Origin of the sequence: Kitasatospora sp. NPDC087315 (genome assembly GCF_044744345.1) — a bacterium.
GTDB lineage: Bacteria > Actinomycetota > Actinomycetes > Streptomycetales > Streptomycetaceae > Kitasatospora.
Genome location: NZ_JBIUYD010000028.1, coordinates 42,487 through 63,732, shown reverse-complemented (window position 1 = coordinate 63,732; position 21,246 = coordinate 42,487). Strand labels below are relative to the sequence as shown.

At 72.7% G+C, this 21,246-nt stretch carries 14 protein-coding genes; 6 read left to right on the top strand and 8 right to left on the bottom strand.

Going from position 1 to position 21,246, the window contains the following annotated elements:
• Nucleotides 1-114 precede the first annotated feature (114 nt).
• The 4 genes from ACIO5D_RS32020 to ACIO5D_RS32005 all read left to right on the top strand — a co-directional run bounded on the left by ACIO5D_RS32020 (nt 115) and on the right by ACIO5D_RS32005 (nt 4,607).
• Nucleotides 115-933 carry a S1 family peptidase gene (locus ACIO5D_RS32020; RefSeq protein WP_400762077.1) on the top strand — a complete coding sequence of 273 codons (819 nt, stop codon included), beginning with the start codon at nt 115-117 and terminating at the stop codon, nt 931-933.
• A 48-nt stretch (nt 934-981) separates the two neighbouring features.
• Nucleotides 982-1,989 carry a helix-turn-helix domain-containing protein gene (locus tag ACIO5D_RS32015; RefSeq protein WP_363609435.1) on the top strand — a complete coding sequence of 336 codons (1,008 nt, stop codon included), beginning with the start codon at nt 982-984 and terminating at the stop codon, nt 1,987-1,989.
• Nucleotides 1,986-2,537, top strand: a complete 552-nt coding sequence (locus ACIO5D_RS32010) for a GNAT family protein (protein WP_363609437.1) — start codon at nt 1,986-1,988, stop codon at nt 2,535-2,537. Before ACIO5D_RS32015 ends, ACIO5D_RS32010 begins: the two co-directional genes overlap by 4 nt.
• A 255-nt stretch (nt 2,538-2,792) precedes the next feature.
• Entirely contained in the window at nt 2,793-4,607 is a 1,815-nt protein-coding gene (locus ACIO5D_RS32005) for a stealth conserved region 3 domain-containing protein (RefSeq protein WP_400799439.1), read from the top strand.
• A 175-nt stretch (nt 4,608-4,782) separates the two neighbouring features.
• On the opposite strand, the gene ACIO5D_RS32000 is transcribed toward ACIO5D_RS32005, so the two are convergent.
• The 8 genes from ACIO5D_RS32000 to ACIO5D_RS31965 form a co-directional block, all read right to left on the bottom strand.
• Nucleotides 4,783-5,559 (bottom strand): thioesterase domain-containing protein, encoded by a 777-nt coding sequence (locus tag ACIO5D_RS32000; protein ID WP_363609441.1) that lies wholly within the window; start codon nt 5,557-5,559, stop codon nt 4,783-4,785.
• A gap of 133 nt (nt 5,560-5,692) precedes the next feature.
• Nucleotides 5,693-6,928, bottom strand: a complete 1,236-nt coding sequence (locus tag ACIO5D_RS31995; RefSeq protein WP_400799436.1) for a cytochrome P450 — start codon at nt 6,926-6,928, stop codon at nt 5,693-5,695.
• Complete coding sequence (locus ACIO5D_RS31990) at nt 6,925-8,829, bottom strand: amino acid adenylation domain-containing protein (RefSeq protein WP_400799433.1); 1,905 nt, start codon at nt 8,827-8,829, stop codon at nt 6,925-6,927. The genes ACIO5D_RS31995 and ACIO5D_RS31990 overlap by 4 nt, the downstream gene beginning before the upstream one ends.
• Entirely contained in the window at nt 8,826-9,566 is a 741-nt protein-coding gene (locus ACIO5D_RS31985) for a hypothetical protein (protein ID WP_400799430.1), read from the bottom strand. The genes ACIO5D_RS31990 and ACIO5D_RS31985 overlap by 4 nt, the downstream gene beginning before the upstream one ends.
• A 34-nt stretch (nt 9,567-9,600) precedes the next feature.
• Entirely contained in the window at nt 9,601-10,017 is a 417-nt protein-coding gene (locus ACIO5D_RS31980; protein ID WP_400799427.1) for a nuclear transport factor 2 family protein, read from the bottom strand.
• A complete protein-coding gene (locus ACIO5D_RS31975; RefSeq protein WP_400799424.1) occupies nt 10,017-13,190 on the bottom strand; it encodes an amino acid adenylation domain-containing protein in 3,174 nt (1,057 codons plus the stop codon). The genes ACIO5D_RS31980 and ACIO5D_RS31975 overlap by 1 nt, the downstream gene beginning before the upstream one ends.
• Nucleotides 13,187-17,137: an amino acid adenylation domain-containing protein gene (locus ACIO5D_RS31970; RefSeq protein ID WP_400799421.1), complete on the bottom strand. Its 3,951-nt coding sequence runs from the start codon at nt 17,135-17,137 to the stop codon at nt 13,187-13,189. The genes ACIO5D_RS31975 and ACIO5D_RS31970 overlap by 4 nt, the downstream gene beginning before the upstream one ends.
• Before the next feature lie 200 nt (nt 17,138-17,337).
• The gene (locus ACIO5D_RS31965) at nt 17,338-19,044 is read right to left on the bottom strand and encodes a condensation domain-containing protein (RefSeq protein ID WP_400799420.1); all 1,707 of its coding nucleotides are present in this window, start codon (nt 19,042-19,044) and stop codon (nt 17,338-17,340) included.
• A 402-nt stretch (nt 19,045-19,446) separates the two neighbouring features.
• On the opposite strand from ACIO5D_RS31965, the gene ACIO5D_RS31960 reads away from it, so the two are divergent.
• Nucleotides 19,447-20,985, top strand: a complete 1,539-nt coding sequence (locus ACIO5D_RS31960; protein WP_400799417.1) for an AMP-binding protein — start codon at nt 19,447-19,449, stop codon at nt 20,983-20,985.
• The gene (locus tag ACIO5D_RS31955; RefSeq protein ID WP_363609459.1) at nt 20,982-21,245 is read left to right on the top strand and encodes an acyl carrier protein; all 264 of its coding nucleotides are present in this window, start codon (nt 20,982-20,984) and stop codon (nt 21,243-21,245) included. The genes ACIO5D_RS31960 and ACIO5D_RS31955 overlap by 4 nt, the downstream gene beginning before the upstream one ends.
• Nucleotide 21,246: the final 1 nt, after the last annotated feature.

The following is a 21,246-nucleotide window of genomic DNA, read 5'->3' as shown; positions in this document are numbered from 1 at the left end:
GGGCCGGCTGCGGAGGATGGGTCGTACGCGGATCCGGAGCGAGGGGACGCCCGGCAGCCGGCTTCGTCCTTTCCGTTTCAGGTATTTCCGTTTCATCCGAACGAAGGGTTTTCCGTGTTCAAGCCCAGCTCTCTGCCGCGCCGTGCCGCGCGCGTCGTCGCCGTCGCCCTGGCCGCCGGGACGGTGTGCGCCACCGCCATGACCGGCAGCGCCGGAGCCATCGTCAAGGGTCAGGACTCCACCGAGCGTTACCCGTTCATGGTGTCGATCCCGCTGAGCGCCCCGGACATCCACGTGTACGACGCCCCGTGCGGCGGAACGCTGATCGACCCGCAGTGGGTGCTGACGGCGGCCCACTGCGTCGACCCCGATCTGGTGAAGCTGGACGGGACCGTCCGCGTCGGCTCCGCGCAGCGCAAGTCCGGGGGCACCGTCCGCGCCATCGACCGGACGGTGATCCACCCCGGCTACCGGCTGGGCAGCCCCAACCAGAACGACCTCGCGCTCGTCCGGCTGGCCCGCCCGGTCGCGGAGAAGCCGATCAGGATCGCCGGGGAGCCGGGGCGGCCCGGCACCCCGACCCGGCTGCTCGGGTTCGGCACCGTCCTCGACACGACCGATCTCACGAAGGCGGAGTTCCCGGACCGGCTCCAGGAGCTGGACACCCGCAGGGGAGCCGACGACGAGTGCTCTCCCGGGCGTGCGGGAGCGACCAGGCTCTGCACGGTCAGCCGGACGCCGGGCAGCATGGCCTGCTTCGGGGACTCCGGCGGCCCGCAGATCCAGCAGGGCAGGGGCGGCCGCTGGGAGCTGATCGGGACCACCTCGGGTGACGGGGACACCGACCCGGCCTGCTCCACCGGCCCCGGCCTCTACACCAACGTTCCCGCCTACGCGAGCTGGATCTGGAAGACGGTCCACCAGCACGGCTGACGCGGGCCGGAATGTGGTCCGGGCCCGGCTCTCGGTTAGGTTCCAGGCATGTCGGTGATCGCCGTTCTCGTACTCGACGGGGTGCCCGGACACCACCTCACCACCCCGGGGCTGGTGTTCGGCGCGGCGGCCCGCGACCGCCCGGGCGTCGCCTACGAGGTGCGGCTCTGCGCCGGTCCCGGGCTCACCGGGGTGGGGCTGCCGGCCCCGCTGCGGATCACCGTTCCCTGGGGGCTGGAGGGTCTCGCCGACGCGGACATCGTGCTGGTGCCCGGTCACGACGGCTACCACGGCGAGCCCGCGGCGGCGGTGCTCACCGCACTGCGGGCCGCCGCCGCGCGGGGGAGCCGGATCGGGGCGGTGGGGACGGGTGTGTTCACCCTGGCGGCCACCGGCCTGCTCGACGCCCGGCGTGCCACCACCGGCTGGCGCCACACCGGGGAACTGGCCCGGCGCCACCCCCGGATCGAGGTCGACCCGGTCGGTTCGGCCGTGGCCGACGGCCCCTTCCTGACCTCGGCCGGGATCTTCGGCGGCATGGACGTCTGCCTGCGCCTGCTGGCCCAGGACCACGGGGAGCGGACCGCCGGTGAGACGTCCCGGGAACTCCTCACCCCACTGCTGTCGTACGCGGACCGTGTCCAGGAGGACATCGACCGGGAGATCGCGGACAGCGTCGGCATCGAGCCGACCCTGCGGTGGCTGGAGACCCGTCTGCACCTCCCGCTGACCCCCGCGGACATCGCCGCGCACGCCGGGATCAGCGTCAGCAGCCTCGTCCGCCGCTTCCGCGCGCACGCCGGCGTCAGCCCGCCGCAGTACCTGCTGCGACGGCGGCTGGAGCGGGCGTGTGAGCTGCTGGAGGGCACCGACGAACCGGTGGAGCGGGTGGCGGCCCTCGCCGGGTTCACGTCCCCGGCGAGCCTGCGGCAGCACTTCTCCCGGCTGACGGGCACCACGCCCCGGTCCTACCGCTCCCGGCGCAGGGCGGCCCGCGCGGCGGCGGACGGTCCGGTCGGGGCCGGGCCGGGGCCGGATGTGAGGATCGGGGGATGAACCACATCATCAGGGCCGTGCGGCACGAGGACTGGAGCAGGGTCAAGGCGATCAGGCTGGAAGCACTGCGGGACCCGCTCGCGCATCTCGCCTTCCTCGAAACCCACGAGCAGGCCGCGGCGAAGCCCGACGCCTTCTGGCAGGAGCGCGCCGCCGGAGCCGCCGAGGGGAGGACGGCCCGGCAGTTCGTCGCCGAGTCGGCGGACGGGCGCTGGCTCGGCACGGTCTCGGTGCTCGTCGAGCGGGCGGGCGTCGAGACGTTCTTCGACGATGTCCCGGAGCAGGCGCAGACCCACTTCGTGGGGGTGTTCGTCCAGCCGGAGGCGCGCGGTACCGGCCTCGCGGAGGAGCTTTTCCGGGCCGCGCTCGCGTGGTCGTGGTCACTCCCCGAGCCACGGATCGAACGCGTCCGGCTCTTCGTGCACGAGGACAACCCCCGCGCGGAGGCGCTGTACGCCAAGGTCGGTTTCCGGCGCACGGGCTTCTCGGTGCCCGCCGCCGCGGACCCGGCGCGCCGGGACAACGAGCTCGTCCTGCTTCGCGGTTGAGAAAAGCGGCTTGCCTGGTCCCGGGCGGGGCGGGCGCGGTCGTCCTTCGGTGACCGCGCCCGCTCGCGCCTGGCGGCGGCGCACCGGTAGGAGACGGAGGGGGCGCCGTCGCGCTCAGCCGGTGCCGGGAATTCTCCCAGGGTTCACCCAGCGGGGTGTGGCACGCTCTTACGGTTCGCGCTCTTACGGTCCGATTTCTTTTACCCGTGCCCGGGCCGTTGCGGTGGTTTGCCCCCCCCCGGGAGTCTTCGTTCCGTGTCCATTCGTCACGCCGTTCCCCATTCCGTGCGACGCCCGCTCGCCGCGCTGGCCCGCCGATGGGCTGTAGCGCGTCCCGAGACGGGCACCGCGGCCGAGCCCGAGCAGCCCGAGCCGGGGACCGGTCCGGACGGACCGGCGGTGGACGGACGGCGGATACGGGAGGACGAGCTGCTCGCCGGTCTTCCCGGGACGGTTCGGCACGGCGACCACCTGGCGGTGGTGCGGGAGGGGCTCATGCCGGCCGCGTGCCGGGACGGGAACCTCGCCGACGTCGCCGATGTGCTGGAGGCGGCGGGCATCGCCTACGGGGTGGTGCCCGACCCGCTGCCGCGCCACCGCCTGGCGATCGCCCCCGGCGACCGGGCGGCCGTGCTGGAGGCGGTGTCCGCCGCCTTCGGCGGACAGGCCGTCTATGTCGATCTCCTCGAACACGGCCGGACCCTCGCCACCGCCCTGGCCGAGCAGCTCGTCGAGACGGTCGCGGCCGTCGAAGGCCCCGAAGCCGTTGAGGTCGCTGAAGCCGGCGAGGCCGTCGAGGCCCCCGGGTCCGAGCTCCCGGCCGAGCCGGACCCGGCCGGCCCGCCGCCGGACCGGGTCAAGGGCATCCGCGTCTACCGGCCCGCCGTGGTCGGCGACCTCCTGTACGGGGCGCAGGAGGGCTGCGACGTCGAGTTCTGGGACTCGGCCGCGCCGTCCCCGGGTGCGATCGCCTCGATCGACCAGACCTCCTTCGGATGGTGGCTGCCGTCGCTGGCCGCCACCGCCACCACCAGCGTCTCCGGCCGCGACTACCCGCTGGTCGACGCGTTCGCCACCGTGTTCCCCGACGATGTCGACTTCCCCGTCGACGCCGTCATCACCTGGGTCGACGGCGACGACCCGGACTGGCGCCGGCGCCGGGACGCGGCCCGCGGGGACCACCCCGGCCGGTCGCGGGGCCTGGCCGACGACACCGAGCAGCGCTACCGGAGCCGCGACGAACTGCGCTACTGCCTGCGCTCGATAGCGGCGTACGCCCCGTGGATCCGCCAGGTCTTCCTCGTCACCGACGACCAGGTCCCCGCCTGGCTGGACGCCACCGGGCCGGGCCTGACCGTCGTCTCGCACCGTGAGCTGTTCGCCGGAACGGGCGCCGGGCCGGTGTTCAACTCCCGCGCCATCGAGAGCCGCCTGCACCTCGTCCCCGGCCTCGCCGAGCACTTCCTCTACCTCAACGACGACATGTTCCTCGCCCGCCCGCTCGCCCCGCAGCAGTTCTTCCTCGGCAACGGCCTGCCGCTCTGCTTCCCCGACAGCCGGGTGATACCGCCCGGCCGGAGTCTGCCCGACGGCGGCGATCTCAGCGACACCGTCTACGCCAGCGCGCAGTACAATACCCGTGCCGTGCTGACCGAGGCCACCGGCCGTACCTACCCCCGCACGCTCAAGCACGTCCCGTACCCGCTGCGGCGCAGCGTCCTGGCGGAGGCCGGCGAACGCTTCGCCGCCGAGCTCGCGGCGACCGTCACCTCGCCCTTCCGCTCGGCCGCCGACCTCGCGCCGGTCACCCTGGGCACCTACTACGCCCACGCCACCGGCCGCGCGGTGGAGGGGGAGCTGGTCGACGGCTACTTCGTCACCGACAGCACCGAGGACCTCGCCCGCCTGCCCGAGCTGCACGGCCACCGGTGGGCCGATGTGCTGTGCCTGGCCGACGGCGTGCGCGACAACGTGCCCGCCGACGAGCAGGACCGGGCCGTCACCGCCTTCCTCCGGGCGTACTTCCCCGCCCCCTCGCCGTTCGAGCACCCCGGGGCCGGACCGGCGTAGCGGCCCCGCGGCACCCGAGGCCCGGCCCGCCGCTTCATGGACTGCCGCGCTTCGAGCACCTCTTCGACGGAGGGAAAGGCGTAGCCGTCAGATATCCGGGCCTGGCGAAGACCGGCGGACCCTCCGGCGAGGAGGTGCGCCGGAAGGTCCGCCGCCGACCGGACCGAGGTCGTGCTCAGCCGGGCTGTGCGGAGTCGGGGGTGCGGGAGCCGGCGGACGCCAGATCCGCGACCAGGAGGGCCAGCAGTTCCCCCGGCGCCTCGATGAAGCGGTAGTGGCCTCCGTCCAGGAGCTCGAAGGCCGTTTGGCCGCAGGCCGACCAGCCGGCCATGAGCGACGGGGGAATGCCCGTGTCCCCGGTCCACCCGATGGCGGTGACGGGGCACGGCAGCCGGACCGGCTCGGCCACGTGATACCGCTTGTTCATGTCGACGTCGTTGCGCAGCACGCCGAGGTAGAGCTCCAGCAGGCTCGGCTCCAGGGTGCCGCCCAACTCCGCGACGAGCTGGCGCAGTTCGGCGGCCAGCTCGTCGTCGGTCAGGTCGAGGAAGCGGCCGTAGGGGCCGTCCTGCGGCGCCACCTCGGCGGAGACGAACACCCGGGCCGGGGCGGGGCAGCCCCGCTGGACAAGCCGTACGGCCGTCTCGTACGCGGCCAGCGCGGAGCCGCAGTGCCCGAACAGCGCGTAGGGGCGGTCCAGGTAGGGCCGCAGCGCTTCGCCGAGGTCGTCGGCCATCGCCTCGTAGGTGGAGTAGGCGGGCTCGCGCATCCGGTTCTCCCGGCCGGGCAGTTGCACGGGGCAGATCTCGACGCCGTCGACCGTCGACGGCCAGTGGCGGTACATGCTCGCTCCGCACCCGGAGTAGGGCAGGCAGAACAGTCTCGCCGGTGCCACCGGTGAGGGCTCGCGCAGGAACCACTTGTTGCGGGTACGGGCCGTTGGGGCGTCCACTGATGACCTTCCGTGAGGGGGGCTTCTTCCCGGTGCTCGCTGTGCCGGTGCCGACAGAGGTGAGCCGACAGCGGTGAGCCGGCAGCGGTGGAGCCGGCCGGGGTTGGGGCGGCCGGGGTTGGGGCGGCGGCGCCTACCGGGCTCGCGCGGTGATCGGCAGGTGGGTGAAGCCGGCGATGATGTTCGACCGCATGCGCCGGGGCGTCCCGGCGAGTTCGAAACCGGTGAACCGGCCGAGCAGTTCGGTGAACAGGATCCGCAAGGTCACCCGTGCCACGGTGTGGCCGATGCAGTAGTGCGCGCCCACACCGAACGCGATGTGCTTGTTGGGCCGGCGCCGGATGTCGAAGGTGTCCGGGTCGGCGAACACGGTCTCGTCGCGGTTGGCCGACGCCAGCCACACGACGACCGCGTCCCCCGCCGGGATCGGCACCCCCAGGACCTCGACGTCGCGGGTGGTGTGGCGCATGAAGTGCTGGGTGGGCGAGGCCCATCGCAGTGCTTCCTCCACGCCGCCGTTGAGCAGCTCCGGGTGGGCCGCCCAGTCGTCGAGGACCGCCGTCCCGGCCAGCTCCGCCATCGCCGCGTTCGGTGGCTGGGCCGTGGTGACGGCCGCGCCGAGCAGCAGGCTGTAGCAGTTGGACACGATCTCGCCCGGCGACAGCCGCCGTCCGTCCAGCTCCATGGTCAGCAGCACGCTGATCAGATCGTCACCCGGCGAGCGCCGGCGCCGGGTGACGACGTCCTGGAAGTAGGCGAACAGCTCACGGTGGGCGGTCACGAGGGTGGCCTGTGGTCCGGCGGCGAGCTGGAACTCGGGGTCGTCCGCGGCGATGCACGCGTGGGTGAGCCGGACCAGGCGCGGCCAGTCCTGCTCCGGCAGCGCCATCATCGTGCCGATCACCGCCATCGGCATGGCGGCCATCGCGGCGGCGAAGTCGAACGGCCCGCCGTCGGCCAACGGCCGGAGCAGCTCGACGACGACGGCGCGGACGGCCTCCCGGTCGTTCTCCACCGTCCTGATCGACAGCGCCTGTTGCAGCGGGCCGCGCAGACGCGAGTGCTGCGGCGGGTCGGTCACCGCCATCTGCCTGCCGCCGGCGGGGTCACCCTTGCCGAGGAGGTTGAGCAGGGTGCCCTGTTCGGAGGTGAACGCCTCGTGGTCGCGGAGTACCCGGTTGGCCTCGGCGTATCCGACGACCGACCAGTAGCCGAGGTCGCCGGCCGCCTGCCGGCTCACCGGAGCGTCGCGGCGCAGCCGTCGCCACAACTCGTGGGCCCCGCCCCTGTGGTAGAGGCCGGGGTCGATCAGATCGACCTGCTGTGGTGCGGAGACCGGGCATCGCGTGGTCGGGGGAACCGCCGTCATCGGGACCGCTCCTCCCGCGTCGTCGTACCCGGCGTCGTATCCGGCGTCTCCATCCGGGCGACGAGGGCCGTCGCCAGCTCCGCGACGGTCGGCGACAGGTACAGGGTCTGCGCGGGGATGTCCACGCCGAACTCGCGCTGGACGGCGACCAGGAGGTCGGTGGCCAGCAGCGAGTGCCCGCCGAGGTCGAAGAAGTCGTCGTCGACCCCGACCGGCTCGACGCCGAGGAGGTCGCCCCACAGCTCGACCAGCCGCAGCTGCACCGGGGTGAGGGGTGCGACGAACTCGTTGGCCACGTTGCGCGGCACCCGGGTGGCGGTGGGCAGGGCCTGGCGGTCGATCTTGCCGTTGCGGTTCACCGGCAGCTCGGGACGGACCAGGATGGCCCAGGGAATCAGGTATCCCGGCAGTCTGCCCCGCAGTTCGTGGCGGAGCCGCTGGCCGAGGTCGGCCGAACCCGGCAGCTGCGGATCGGTGGGCACGACGTACCCCAGCAGCCTGGTGCCACCCGCCGGGTCGGCCTGCGGCAGCACGACCGCGTGCCGCACCTGGGCGAGCCGCTCCAGCTCGACCTCGACGGTGCGCGGTTCGGCGCGGTAGCCCTGGACCTTGACCTGGTCGTCCGCGCGTCCGACGAACTCCAGCGTGCCGTCCGGCAGCCAGCGCACAAGGTCGCCGGTCCGGTACATCCTGGCCCCGGGCTCCGTTCCGAACGGATCGGGCAGGAACCGTTCGGCCGTCGCGGCCGGGCGGCCCAGGTAGCCGCGGGCCAGGCCCGCCCCGGCCGCGTACAGCTCGCCGCACTCGCCGGCGGGCACGGGTTCGAGGTCGCCGTCGAGCACGGCGACCCTGGTGCCGCTGACCGGGCGGCCGATCGGCACGCTCCGCAGCGCCGTGAGGGTACTGCTGGTCCAGCAGGTCGTGTACGTGGTGTTCTCGGTCGGTCCGTAGCCGTTGGTGAAGAGCAGGTCCGGGTACCTGGCCAGCAACCGCTGGACATGGCTCGGCGAGGCCACGTCACCCCCGGTGAGGACGTGACGCACACCGGCGAACGCCTCCGGGTGGGAGCTCACCATCTGGTGGAAGAAGCCGGTGGTCAGCAGAAGCACCGTCACGCGCTCGGCGCGGACGACGCGCGCCACGTGCTCCAGCGTGATCGCGACCGGGGGGAAGAGGACCAGCCGGCAGCCGTTGACCAGGGGAGCCCAGATCTCCAGCGTGGACGCGTCGAACGCGACCGGCGCGATGTGGAAGAAGACGTCGCCGGAACGGATCTCCATCCAGTCCGCGCCCCGGACGAGCCGGTCGATCGCCCGATGGGGCACGCCGACGCCCTTGGGCTCGCCGGTGGAGCCCGAGGTGTAGCTGAGGTAGGCGAGCCGGTCCGGGCTGTCCGGGCCGTCCGGGCTTTCCGGGAGGGCCGGGGCCGGGGCCGTCGGCTCGGCGGCCGGCCGTTCCGGCGCGGGGCCTTCCACCACCGCGACGACCCCGGCGGGTATCCGGTCCCGCAGCGCCTCTTCGGCGATCACCAGGCCCGCGTCGGCGTCCTTGAGCAGCAGCTCGTGGCGGCCGGGCGGGTCGTCCGGTTCGAGTCCGAGGTACGCCCCGCCCGCGATGAGGACGGCGAGCAGGGCCACGATCAGCTCCGGTGACCGTCGCACCAGCACGCCGACGACGTCCTCCGGCGCCAGGCCGGCCGTTCGCAGCCGCCCGGCGAGCCGGTTGGCACGGTCGTTGAGCTGCCGATAGGTCAGGGTCTGTCCGTCGCAGGTGACCGCGGGCGCGTGCGGAGCCCGCTCCGCCTGCTCGGCGACCAGCTCATGAATGGTCCGGGCGTCGAACGGCGGCCGTCCGCTGCCGATGAACCCGGGAGTGCCGGAGGTGAAGACCGTCCTGGTCAACTGCTTCCCACTTTCCTGTCCTGAGGTGTCCCCGTCGGGGCCGAACGCACCCAGGTCGCGACGGCGCGGCCGAGCTCCGTCCCGTCGCGACGGAAGAGTGCGGTGGTGCAGGTGAGGACCTTGCCGTCGCCGGGTACGCCGCGGCCGACCACGACGACGGCCTCGCCGACACGGGGAAGGGCCGAGACGCGGGCCGTCATCCGGCCGAGTACCAGCGGGCCGCGGAGCGGGTCGAGCGTCCAGCCTCCCGGGCAGTCCAGCACGGCCCACACCGATTCCTCGGTGACGGCGCCGGTCCCGTCCCCGTCGGCGGCGTCCGGTGTCCAGACGCACGCGACCCGGTTCCCCGGGCCGGGCACCGGGCCCGGTGCCAGCCGCGGACCGTCCCGGTGGTCGGGACCGCAGACGAAGCAGGTGGGGAAGGGGTGGGAACGGTGCCCCTCGTAGCGGCGCATGGCGTGCTCCGCGACGGCCGGCGGGACGAAATCCACCGGGCCCGCGACGGCTGCCCGGGGTGACGCGGTCGCGATGAGCTCCTCGCCGTGCCAGACATGGACCCGCTTGCCGCTCCGGGCCGTCCGGAGGCCGGTGTCCAGCGGTGGCGGGGCGTGCAGCTGGACGACGAGATCGCCGCCGGTCGCCAGCATCCGGCGGGCCCGCGCCGCGACGAGACCGCACGCGTAGCCGCCGTGGGCACTGTCGGGTGGGCCGTTGTAGCGGCGGTCGATACGGATCACCTGGTTCGCGGTGCCACCGGGGGCGTCCACCGGCTCAGACCGCCGGGACGTGGAAGAAGGTGTCCCGTGCCGCGATGCGGCCCTGCGGCGTCATCCGGAAGAAGTCCGCGAACCGCAGCTCGACCTCGCCGCCGTCGTGCAGTACGCCGCGGAACAGGCCGTGCACCGCTATCTCGTCATCGGTCGCGACCACGGTGGCCAGGGTGTGCGCGCCGGTACGGATCACCCGCTGGTCGAGGTAGAAGCGCTCCAGTTCGGCATGCCCGACCATGGGCCGGTACCCGGGCCGGTGGTAGCGCGCGTCCGGGGTGAACAGGGCGACCAGCGCGGGCACGTCTCCGGCGTCGACGAGCTGGTAGTAGCGGCGGACCTGCGACACCCCCAGCGCCTGGGGCGCCGGTGTCGCCTGGGCCGCCGGGGTTCCGTCGGGGTGGGGGAGGGTGTGGACCATTACGAGGTGCTTCCTGTGATCGCTGTCGGAGCGGTGGTTCGCGGGGCGAGATCCGGTACCGCCGCGGCGTCCGGGGCGCCGTCGAGCGCTTCGACCAGCCGGGCCGGCGTGGGTGCCTGGAACAGGGCGCCCAGGGCGAGTTCACGGCCGAACCGCACCCGCACCCGGTTGATCAGCCGGGTGGCGAGCAGGGAATTGCCGCCCAGCGTGAAGAAACCGTCGTCGACGCCCACCGGGGAGAGACCGAGCACCTCGGCGAAGAGCGCGCACATCGCCTGCTCCGCCGGGTTTCCCGGCCCTCGCCCGGACGGTGCCGGTGCGAGGTCCACGGCGGGCAGCGCGGCCCGGTCGATCTTCCCCCTGGGGGTCAGGGGGAGGGCGTCGAGCGTGACGATCACCGAGGGCACCATGTAGTCGGGCAGGAGCGCGGCGGCGTGCTCCCGCAACGAGGCCGGGTCCAGCCCCGAGCCCCCGGCCGGGACGACGTAGCCGATCAGGCGCTTGTCGTCCGAACCGCTGGTGCCGGTGACCACGGTCGCCTGGGCGACCCCGGGATGCCCGGCGAGCACGGCCTCGATCTCGCCCGGCTCGATGCGGAAACCATGGAGTTTGACCTGCTCGTCCGCCCGGCCGAGGAACTCCAGTTCGCCATCGGGGTTCCAGCGGACCACGTCGCCCGTGCGGTACATCCGCCCGCCCGGTTCGCCGAACGGGCACGGTACGAACTGGCCGGCCGTCAGGCGGGGGTTGTTCAGGTACCCGCGCGCCACACCGGCACCGGCGACGTACAGCACACCGGCCACCCCCGGTGGCACCGGCGACAGCGCCTCGTCCAGGACGTACACACGTCTGTTGTCCACCGGCCGGCCGATGGGCACGACGTCGGGCACGGCCCGACCGGGGCGGAGCACCCTGCGGGTGGTGAACGTGGTGGCCTCGGTCGGGCCGTATCCGGCGACCACCACGGAGTCCGGACAGTGCTCCAGCACCCGCCGAACCGCGTCGGCCGGCACGATGTCACCGCCGGTCCACACCTGGCCGACCCGGGCCAGGGCGTCGGGGGACTCCTCGGCGAACACCCGGAACAGCCCGGCCGTCAGCCACAGCGCGCTGACCCGGTGATCGGCGATGAGCCGGTGGAGGGCCGAGAGCGCCAGTTCGCCGGGCGGGGCCACGACCACCTGGCCCCCGTTGAGCAGCGGCACCCACCACTCGAAGGTCGAGGCGTCGAAGGCGTGCGGGGAATGCGCGAGCACCCGGGGGCCGCTCCCGCCCCGCCAGGAACGCTGCGAGGTCAGGCTGACGACATTGCGGTGGCTCAGGGCCACGCCCTTCGGTGTGCCCGTGGACCCCGAGGTGTACAGGACGCATGCCAGGTGGTCCGGGCGCAGCGGTACGACGGGGTCGGTGGCCGGCTCTCCGGCGAGGCCGGGGTCGGCGTCGACGACGACACCCGGTGTGCCGCGGGTCAGCTCGTGGTCCTGGGTGGCTCGATGGGTGAGCAGCACCGCCGCCCCGGTCCCGGCCATGACGTGCCGCAGGCGGGCCACCGGGGACCGGGCGTCCAGCGGTACGTAGGCGCCGCCGGCCTTGCTGATCGCCAGGACCGCCACCACCACGTCGGCGGAGCGTTCCATGAGCACGGCCACCGTGCTGTCGCAGCGGACCCCCATCGACACCAGCCGGTGGGCCAGTCGGTTGGCCCGGGCGTTCAACTCGGCGTAGGTCAGGGTGGTTTCCCCGGACACCACGGCGGGCGCACCGGGGGTGCGCGCGACCTCGGCGGCGAAGGCCAGCGGCACCGTCGGGTGCGGCAGCGGACGCGTGGTGCGGTTGCCCGCCACGACCGTCCGGTGCCGTTCCTCGGCGGTGAGGATGTCCGGCCCGCCGACCGGCTGGTCCGGATCGGCGGTGACCGAGTCCAGGAAACGCAGGAACCGCCGCTGGTGGGCGGTGAGTTCGGCCTCGGAGTAGAGCGCGGGGTTCGCGTCGAGGTCGAACCGGGGCTCGGTGCCGTCGGACCGGTCGTAGACGGAGAACGAAAGATCCTCGACCGGCCCGTTGGACAGGTTGTGCGCGGTGGCCCGTACGCCCGCGAAGTCCAGGTGGTAGTAGAAGGACATGATGTTGGCGACGGGGCCGAACAGGACCCGCTCCGACCGTGCCGGGTCCAGCTCCCTGCGCAGGTCCTCGCTGCGGTGGCGCTGGTGCGGGCGCAGGGCGCCGATCTCCTCGGTCGCCTGCCGGACGAGCGCGGACAGGCCCTGGTCCGGGCGCACGCGCAGCCGCAGCGGTACCACGTTCGCCACCATGCCGGGGACGGCCGGCGCGGAGGATCCCGTGCGCCCGGTCACCGGCATGCTGAGTACGACGTCCCGTTCGCCGCTGAGGCGGTGGAGGTACGCGGCGACCGTCGCGATGAAGGCGGTGGGCCAGCTCGCTCCGGCGGGTCGTGCGGCCCGCCGCAACGCGGCCACGGTGGGCGCGGAGAGGCTGCCGGTACGACGCAGGAAGCCGTCCGAGACCGGCGCCGACCGGCTGGCGAGGCTGACCGGGTCCGGTCGGCCGGCCAGCCGGTCCGCCCAGAACTCCCGGTCCAGTCGGGGCTGTTCCGACGCGTGGTAGGCCGCTTCGTGCGCCAGCAGCAGGCTCAGCGGTCCGAAGGCCGGTCCTGCGCCGGCCCTGCCCTCGACCAGCCTGGTGTAGGTCCTGGCGACGCGGCGCGCGATGAGCGACATGCTGAAGCCGTCGACCACGATGTGGTGGACGCGCTGGTACCAGAGGAAGCGGTCCGGCGCGATCCTGAACAGGGCCTGGCGGAACAGCGGGTCGCGGGTGAGCCCGACCGGGGTGGCCAGGTCGGTGCGCATCCACCGCTCGGCCGCCCGCAGCGGATCGGGTATCGAGGTGAGGTCGGCCCGGTGCAGCGACCAGTCGGGCGACGGGGTGACGACCTGCCGGGGGCCCTGGGCGCCGTCGGTGAAGCGGACGCGCAGCGACTCGGTCTCGTCCACCACGCGCCGCAGCGCCGCCTCGAACAGCTCCGCGTCGACCGGCCCGGGGATGTCCAGGTACTCGCCGGTGTTGTAGGCGGGGCTGCCGGGGCGCAGATGGTGGGCGTACCAGATGCCGGACTGCGCCGACGACAACGGCAGCTCGTGTCCGTGGCTCATCCGAGTTCCTCCAGGATCGCCGAGAGCGCGCCGGCGAAGGACGCGACGTGCGGTGGCGACAGCATGTCGTGGTGGTTGCCGGGCACCTCGACCACGCTCAGCGCCCCCTGGGTGTGTTCCTGCCAGAGCGCGGGAACCACCACCGGGCTGCCGAGCGTGGGGTGGGTCTCGGCGCTCGTGAACAGGTGGATCGCCGTACGCAGCCGCGCCGTTGAGCGGTAGCGGCCGGCGGCTTCGCCGTTGGCGGTGAAGACCCGTACCATGCGCCGCAGTTGCTCGGTCCGCACCCGCGCGGGAAGCAGCTCGCGGACGTGTGCGTCGTGGAGCAGCAGCGCGATGGCGTCCCGCTCGTCGAGGTCGTCCCGTTCGTCGACGGCGTGGGCCGGCGGCCCGGCGGCGATCGCGAACCGGGTGGCCTCGCTCGCGGCACGGTCGCCGGACGGGCCCATGGAGCCGGGCGCTCCGACGTCGATGATCCCGAGGAACCCCGGTGGGTGCCCCCGCTCCTCCAGCAGACGGGCCATCTCGAAGGCAACCAGCCCGCCGAAGGACCAGCCGGCCAACAGGTACGGGCCGTCGGGCAGCACGGCCCGCAGCTCCCGCAGGTAGCGCTCGGCCTGCTCCTCGACGGTGGCCGGCGGCTGTTCGTCGGTGTTGTAGCCGACGGCCTCCAGGCCGTAGACGGGCCGCCCGGCCGTGAGGTGTCCGGCCGTGAGGTGTTCGGCCAGGTGCAGGAAGGAGCACACGTCACCGCTCTGCGGATGCACCAGGATCAGCGGCGCCCCGCGTCGGTCTCCTTCGACCAGCGGAACCACGAGCCGCCGCAGCGCCGCCGACGCGGTGGGCAGTTCCGCGCACAGGCCCTCGACGGTGGGATGACGGAACACCGTGTTCAGCGGCACGGTGACGCCCCACTCCCGCCGGATCGCCTCGACGAGCTCGACCGCCCTGAGCGAATGTCCGCCGAGCTCGAAGAAGTTGTCCCGCACGCCGACCCGCGGGATGCTCAGCACCCGCCCCCAGATCCTGGTCATCAGCAGTTCCAGCCGGTCCCGCGGCGGCAGCACGCCCTCCTCGGGACCGCGGCGGGCGGGCGCGGGCAGGGCCGCGCGATCCACCTTTCCGTTGGTGGTCAACGGGATCCGGTCGAGGACGGTCAGCGTCGCGGGCACCATGAACTCCGGCAGGGTCTCGCGCAGCGAGCGCCGCAGGGCCGCCGGGTCGCCGGGCCGGTCCTGCCACACCACATAGCCGGCCAGTTCGGCGTCGGTCCCGCTGCCCCGTACCGTCACCGCCGCCCTGGCGACACCGGGCCGCGCGCACAACGCGGCCTCGATCTCGCCCAGCTCGATGCGGTATCCCCGGATCTTCACCTGTTCGTCGGTCCGGCCGAGGAAGACGAGGTTGCCGTCCGGCAGATACCGGGCCAGGTCACCGGTCCGGTACAGCCGTCCGCCGTCGCCGCCGAACGGATCGGGGACGAACCGCTCGGCGGTCAGTCCCGGCCGGTTGGCGTACCCCCGGGTGACGCCGACCCCGCCGATGTGGATCTCACCCGGCACGCCGACGGGCACCGGGGCCCCGGCCCGGTCCAGCAGGTAGATCCGGAGGTTGCCGAGCGGGCGGCCGATGGGCACCGACCCGCCCGGCCGGCCCAGATCCCGTTCGGCGTCCACCCGCCGGGTGACACAGCCGACGGACGCCTCGGTGGGGCCGTAGCCGTTCCACAGCGTGGGAACCACGTCGAGCAGCCGCCGGGCGAGCCGTGGCTGGAGCGGCTCACCCACACAGATCGCCTGGAACCGGCTGCCGCCCTTCCAGCCGCTGTCCAGCAGCAGCAGCCAGGTGGCCGGTGTGGCCATGAGCGTGGTGACGCCGAACTCGCGCATCATCTCCGTGAGGCGCGGCCCGTCGACCGCGACCTCCGACGGGGCGATCACCACGCTCGCGCCCCAGGCCAGGGGCATGAGCACCTGGGGAACGATGACGTCGAAGGAGATCGAGGCCACCGAGGCGACGACATCGGCCCCGCTGAGGTCCAGTTGCCGGCCGCGGACCACCAGGTAGTTGACCACGCCCTCGTGCGGGACCAGCACGGCCTTGGGGCGGCCGGTCGAACCGGAGGTGTAGATCGAGTACGCGAGGCCGGCCGGCGTCGCCAGTGCCGGCAGCCGGTCCTCGGGCAGGGCCGCGATGAGCCGTGCCTCGGCGTCCATCCAGACGGTCGCGGCGCTGTTCCGCGGGAGCCGGTCGCTCAGGGACCGCTGGGTGAGCAGCAGCGGCACCTCGGCGTCGGCGAGCATGAACGACATGCGCCGGGCCGGGAGATCCGGGTCCAGCGGCAGGTAGGCGGCGCCGGACTTGAGGACCGCCAGCAGGGCCACGACCAGGTCCGCCGAGCGCGGCAGGCAGACGCCGACCAGGCGTTCCGGGCCCGCGCCCCTGGCCCGTAGATGGCGGGCCAACTGGTTGGCCCGACGGTCGAGTTCCCGGTAGGTCAGGCGGTGGGCGCCACAGCGGACCGCCACCGCGTCGGGGGTCAGCCGGGCCCGCTCCTCGACCAGCTCGTGCACACAGAGGTCCGAGGGGAAGGGCTCGTCGGTGGCGTTGGCCGCCACCAGCAGCCCCTCGCGCTCGGCATCGGTGAGCAGGTCCAGGCGCGAGACGGGACGGCCGGGATCGCTCGACGCGCTGTCCAGCAGCCGCAGGTAGTGGCCGACCAGACGCTCCACGGTCGCGCGGTCGAAGAGATCGGTGTCGAAGGCCACGGTGCCGGTCGTCCCGGTCGGCCGGTCGGCCACCACCAGGCTGAGATCGACCTTGGCCGTGCCGTTGTCGACGTCGATCTGTTCGGCCTCCGCCCCCGCCAGCCGCAGGGCGGCGGCCGGGTCGGACAGGCCCGCGAACATCACCTGGAACAGCGGATTGCGGTCAAGGCCGCGCTCCGGCCGCAGCTCCTGCACCAGCCGTTCGAACGGCACGTCCTGGTGCGCGTAGGCGTCCACGGCGGTCCGGCGGACCCGGTCGAGCAGATCGGAGAAGCCGGGGTCGTCCGCGAGGTCGGTGCGGATGACCAGGGTGTTGATGAACGAGCCCACCAGCGGATCGAGTTCAGGCCTGGTCCGGCCCGCGACCGGTGTGCCGACCGCCACGTCGGACTGTCCGCTGCAGCGGGCGAGCAGGGCCTGGAACGCGGCGAGGAGCGTCATGAACATCGTCGCGCCGTGCCGCCGGCCCACCCGTCGCAACCGCTCGGCCAGCTCTTCGGGCACCGTGAAGGTGATCCGCTCGCCCCGGCCCGAGCGGACCGGCCCGCGGGGCCGGTCGGTGGGCAGGTCCAGCGGCGAAAGGCCAGTCAACTGTGTTTTCCAGTAGTCCAGTTGGCTTCGCAGGCGGTCACCGGAGAGCCGGTTCCGCTGCCAGTGGGCGAAATCCGCGTACTGGATCGGCAGGGGCGGCAGCTCGTGCTCCCGGCCTTCCAGCCGGCTCCGGTACATCGTGGACAGGTCGTCCCACAGCAGCGGCATCGACCAGCCGTCGACCGCGATGTGGTGGACCACCACCACCAGGACGTGGTCGTTCTCGTCCATCCGCAGCAGCGAGGCGCGCAGCAGCGGGGCGGCGGTCAGGTCGAACGGGCGCAGGATCTCGGTGTGAACGAGATCGAGGGCCCGCCGCGTCCGGAGTTCCGCGGGCTCGGACCGCAGGTCCGTGACGGGCAGTTCGATCGGCCGGACCGGCGAGACCGAGGGCCGGGGGCGCCCGTCCTGCTCGGGAAAGACGGTGCGCAGGACTTCGTGCCGCCGCACCAGATCGGTGAGGCCGTGGCCGAGGGCGGCCACGGCCAGCGGGCCGCGCAGCCGGAAGACCTCGTGGACGTTGTACAGCGCGGGGCCGTCGGACAGCCGCTCGACCAGCCACATGCGTTCCTGGGTGAACGACGCCACCTGGGCGCCCTCGGGGCGGGGCGGGACGGCGTCTCCCGTAACTCCCGCATCTCCCGCATCTCCCGCAACTCCCGTGGCTCCCGTGCGGCCCTCGGCGGCCCTTCTCCGGGCCGCGCGTACGCGCTGGTCGAGCAGCGCCCGTGCGGTGGCCGGCGCGGAGCCGGCCGGCTCGTCCGGCCCGGGTCGACTGTGCTGCGCCTTCACGGCTGCTGGACCTTTCCGGCGGGAAGCGGTGCCGCTTCGGCGGCGGCGCCGAGGTCCGCCAGCAGCGCCGCGTCGATGCCGTCGGCCAGCTCGGCGACGGTCGGGTGGTAGAAGAGCAGGGCGACCGGCAGTTCGAGGTCGAGCGCCCGGCCGAGGCGGGACATGATCTTCGACGCGAGCAGCGAATGCCCGCCCAGCTCGAAGAAGTCGCTGTGCACGCCCTCCGGGGTGACACCGAGCACCTCGGCCCAGGTCTCCAGCACCAGAAGCTCGGTCTCGGTGGAGGGAGCACCGGTCTGCCCGGCATCGGGCTCCGGGGCGTCGGGCCGTGCCGCGGGACCGAACCGGCTCACGCGGACGCCGAGCGGGGGCTGCCACGCCGAAATCGGCCGCTCGGGGCTGTCGACGAGGTGGTCGAGCAGCGAACGGAAGTCCTGGGCGAGCTGCCGCATCGTCTCGGGAGCGAACAGATCAGCGGCATAGCGGACCACGCCGGTGAAGTGATCACCGCAGTCCGTCATGGCGACCTCGACATCGAACTTCACCACGGTGTTGGGGACCTGATGAGCATTCACCTCAAGCCCCGGAAGGCCGGCCGGGAGCGCGGACGGCTCGTCCAGCTGGAACATGACCGTGAACAACGGGTGCTGGCCGAGGTCGCGTTCGGGCCGCAGCTCCTCCACCAGCCGCTCGAAGGGAACGTCCTGATGGGCGTAGGCCTCCACCGCGTGTCGCCGTACGCGGGCGAGCACGTCGGTGAAGCCGGGGTCGTCCGACAGGTCGGTACGCAGGACGAGCGTGTTGACGAAGAAGCCGATCAGTGGCTCCACCTCGATCCGGGTCCGCCCGGAGATCGGTGTCCCCACCGGCACGTCGGGCTGTCCCGTGCAGCGCGCGAGCAGGACCTGGAAGGCGGCCAGCAGCGTCATGAACGGCGTCACCTCGTGGGTGCGCCCCAGCGCCCGGATCCGGTCCGTGAGCTCTGCGGGGATCTCGATCCCGACCTGGTCGCCCCGGCCCGACCAGAGCGCGGGGCGGGGCCGGTCCGTCGGGAACGCCACAGGGCTCCGGTCGGCCAGCCGCTCACGCCAGTAGGCGAGTTGGTCGTTCAGTGCCGCGCCGGCCTGGTGGCTCCGTTGCCAGTCGGCGAAGTCCGCGTACTGGACGGGCAGTTCCGGCAAGGCGGCCGGCCGGTCGTCGAGGGCGGCCCGGTACGCGGCGGAGAACTCCTGCCACAGCACCGACAGCGACCAGCCGTCACAGGCGATGTGATGGATCACCAGCAGCAACAGGTGGTCGTCCTGGGCGGTTCGGATCAGCCGGGCCCGCAGCATCGGCGCGGCTCCGAGGTCGAACGGGACCGCCGCGTCGGCGGCCACCAGCTCGTGGGCCCGTTCCCGCGCCCGCGCCGCCGGTAAGTGCGTCAGATCGGTGATCGCCGGCACGAACGTCTCGTCCGGCTCCGTGACTTGGTACGGGCTGTCGTGTACGACGACGAGTCTGCTGCGCAACACCTCGTGGCGTCGCACGACTTCGGTCAGCGCCCGCACGAGCGCCGCTTGTTCCAGCCGGCCCCGCAGGCGAACCGCGGTCGGGACGTTGTGGTCCGGCCGGCCCGGCCGCAACTGGTCGAGGAACCACAGTCGTTGCTGCGCGAACGACAGTACTGCCGGAGCGTTCACGTGCCGATCGGGGCCAGGCATGACGGGTCCACCTTTCACGGCGATCGGGGAACTTTCGACGACATGGAAATCCCCTCGCTGATTCGCCACTTTGCGAACAGTACGGCGGATGCTAGGTGACGCTCGTCCCGCTCCGCAAGATCAAGAGGGGGGAAAGGGGGCGTCAAGGTATCTTTACGCCGATCAACCAGGGAACTTATGTTGATCGAACACGCTCGACGGATAGCATCGCCCTGACGGGCAGCGCAGTCTGCCCTGACGTGCAGTCATCGACGGCTTCTGTGAACCCACTTCTGCGGGGCAGGTGCCATGTGATAGTTCTTTTGCCGCCGGGGGCCGGTCGGGCAGGGCCCTTTCGTACCGGGTCGTCATTGGGTCCGAATTATTTGAGTGAACCCGTTGCCTGGACTCGGAGAAGTCATGATGCCGCAGCAGAATCTGGTGAGTTCATTTGTCTCGCACGCCGCCGGTCACCCTGATGATCCGGCGCTGGTGTGGCACGGAGAAGAGACGACCTACCGTGAACTCCATGAGCTGGCGGACCGGGAGCGCGTCCGGATCACCCGGCTCGCCCCGGAGGCGGACGAGCCGATCGGCATCCTGGCCGCCAAGTCGCCCGCGGCGATCGCCCTGGTGCTCGCCTGCCTGATGGAAGGGCGGCGTTTCCTGCTGCTGCCGGCACCGGCGCCGCGATCGCCGCACGGGCTGTTCGAGCAGGCCGGCATCCGGCACGTGCTGTCGCCGGAGAGCCCCCCGGCCTCCGGGCCCGGGCCGGTTCCGTCGGATCCGCCGACGGGGCCGACGGGGCCGACGGGGCCGACGGGTCTGGTGGCGCCACGCCGCACGGAGCCGGCCGACGTGTCCTTCATGTTCACCACCTCCGGCTCCACCGGACAGCCGAAGATCGTGCCACTGAGCACGGGGGCGGTGGACCGCTTCACCACCTGGGCCGGCGAGCAGTTCGGTATCCGTCGGGGAACGACGGTGCTCAACTACGCCCCGCTCAACTTCGACCTGTGCCTGCTGGACATCTGGACCACGCTCAGGCACGGCGGCCGCGTCGTCCTGGTCGACCCGGCGCAGGCCCTCCAGGCGGGCCACCTGCTCGATCTCGTCTCCCGCCATGAGGTCCAGCTCGTCCAGGCGGTGCCGATGTTCTTCCGGCTGCTGATCGACGCGGCCGCGGAACGCGACCGGTCGCTCGACACGGTCGAGCACGTCATCTTCACCGGTGACAGCCTGCCCGCCCGCTGCCTCGCCGAACTGCCACGGTTGTTCGCCAAGGCGCGGCTCTACAACGTCTACGGCTGCACCGAGACCAACGACAGCTTCATGTACGAGGTCGACGGCACCGAGCCGACGGGCGCCCCCGTCCCGATCGGCCGCCCGCTGCCCGGGGTCCACGCGGTGATCGTCGGCGCCGACGGCACGGTCCTGACCGGGCCGGGAACCGGCGAGCTCCATGTCGCGACGCCTTTTCAGACCGACGGTTACCTCGGCCGGGAACAGGACACGGACAGGTTCGCGACCCATCCCCATGGGCCGGAGACGCTGCGCTACTTCCGCAGTGGCGACCTCGTGCGGCGCGACCGGGACGGCCGCATCACCCTGGAAGGCCGAAACGACCACCAGGTCAAGGTCCGCGGCGTACGGGTCAACACCCATGAGGTCGAGCAGGTGCTGCTCGACCATCCCGACGTCGTCGAGGCGGCCGTGGTGGCGGTGCCCGATCCGGTGGCCGGCCGCCTGCTGCGAAGCGTGGTCCGACGCGCCCCGGCCAGCACGCTGAACACTCTGACGCTCCGTCAGCACTGTGCCCGGCGGCTTCCGCTCACCGCCGTCCCCTCGGCCCTGCGGATCGTGGACGACCCGCTGCCCAGGACGTCCACCGGAAAGATCGACCACACGCTCGTCGAGCGCGCCTGCTCCTCGGCACAGCCAAACGAAGGAACGCCCACGTGAAACACGCCGCGGTTGTCAAGCAGTTCATCATCGAGGAGTTCCTGCCGGACGTCGGCGCGAGCGAGCTGGACCCGGACTACGATCTCGTGGACGGCGGGGTCATCGACAGCCTCGGTCTGCTCAAGACGATGGCCTGGCTGGAGGACCGGTTCGACCTGTGCGTCGAGGACCTCGACCTCGACCCGGACAGCTTCCGCTCCGTCGGCTCGATCAGCAGGTTCATCGAGCACGCCCAGCTGTGCCGGCCGGACTCCCGCTAGC